Here is a 1031-nt window from a genome sequence, read left to right on the forward strand (position 1 = left end):
GAGGTCACCAGCATCGCCCGTTCCGAGCTGCCCGGGCTGGACGCGCACGTCGGCTACCTCGACAGCACGGAGACCGACCCGGTCCAGGCCGAGTTCCCGCAGCTCAGCGCCGTGCTCGCGCACGTGTCCGCGCGGCGCGCGCGGGCCGCGGAGGCGGGCGCCGACGTGCCCGCCGACGACGGTCCCGCCGCCGTCGTGGTGCCGCTGCTCGCCGGGCCCGACAGCGCGCTCCTGCGCCGTGTGCGGCAGTCGGTGAACGACAGCCGCGCGGTCGCCGAGCTGACCGCCGTGCTCGGCCCGCACCCGCTGCTCGCCGAGGCGCTGCACGTGCGCCTCTCGGAGGCCGGGCTCGCGCGCGCCGACCGCGCGCGCCTGTTCACCGTCGCGACCGCGGCGGACGGCATCATCCTCGCCACGGTCGGCGGCGAGGAGGCCGTGCAGGCGGCGGGGATCACCGGGATGCTGCTCGCCGCGCGGCTCGCCGTGCCGGTCATGGCCGCCGCGCTCGACCAGGAGGGGGCGATCGCGGCGAAGGCCGCCGAACTGCGCGAGGCGGGCGCCTCGCAGCTCGCGCTGGCCCCCTACCTCGTCGGCCCCGAGCTGGACGACGGGCTGCTGCGCAGCGCCGCCGAGGAGGCCGAGTGCCCGGCGGCCGAGCCGCTGGGCGCCTACCCTGCGATCGGCAAGCTCGTGGTCGACAAGTACACGGACGCGCTGGGCATCACCCAGGCCCGCCCCCAGGGCTTTCCGCAGCGCTGACCCGCCGCGGGGCCACCTGTCCGCCGTCCGCCGCCGTAGCCGCCCCGCGCGGCTCGTGCTCATCGCTCAGGGCCCGCTCCTCGCGCCGCAGGCGCCGGGAGCGGGCCCTGCCGTGTCCGGAACCCCGTGCGGGGCCGGGGCGGGTGGCCGCGCGGGCGGGCGGGCGAGCGGCCGAGGCCGATGGGCCCGTGGGCTTGTGCGCTCGTGAGCTCGTGAGCTCGTGAGCTCAGGCGAAGACGACGCAGGAGGCGGCAGGAACGGCCACGGAGCCG

Annotated in this window: 1 protein-coding gene; it reads left to right on the top strand. The window is 78.3% G+C overall.

Translation table 11 applies throughout. The features are described 5' to 3' along the window. Positions 1 to 759, top strand: a 759-nt coding sequence (locus tag SSBG_RS00730) for a hypothetical protein (RefSeq protein WP_078491188.1), incomplete at its 5' end; no start/stop codon positions are given. Between the last annotated feature and the right edge of the window lie 272 nt (positions 760 to 1031).

This window comes from Streptomyces sp. SPB074 (genome assembly GCF_000154905.1).
GTDB lineage: Bacteria > Actinomycetota > Actinomycetes > Streptomycetales > Streptomycetaceae > Streptomyces.